Origin of the sequence: Acetobacter sp. DsW_059 (genome assembly GCF_002153695.1) — a bacterium.
Taxonomy (GTDB): Bacteria; Pseudomonadota; Alphaproteobacteria; order Acetobacterales; family Acetobacteraceae; genus Acetobacter; species Acetobacter thailandicus.
This window is the reverse complement of the sequence record NZ_JOPI01000160.1, coordinates 1-258: the sequence shown is the minus strand read 5'-3', so window position 1 is coordinate 258 and position 258 is coordinate 1. Positions and strand designations below refer to the sequence as shown.

1 pseudogene is annotated in these 258 nt (G+C 48.4%); it reads right to left on the bottom strand.

Going from position 1 to position 258, the window contains the following annotated elements:
- Positions 1–258, bottom strand: a pseudogene (locus HK25_RS13200) (hypothetical protein); the annotation flags it as partial.

Genomic DNA, 258 nt, shown 5'->3' with positions numbered 1-258 from the left:
CGTCACAGGTGGAGTTTGTCGCAGCCGAGCGCGTAATACCATTAATTTTAACATTGCCTGACAGGGCCGTGCCCTGAGCTTTCGCCGGAGAAAAGGAGTTAAAAACGGTGATCATCGCCTGATTACAGGCGTTCATTGCCTGTGCCTGAATAGCGATCCACTGGCCGTCTTGTGTAGAGTTATCAATTACGACATCAGATCCGTAAATTGAGCGATATTGCGTCTGATACCAGTCAAGAATCGCATCATAAGTCGGAG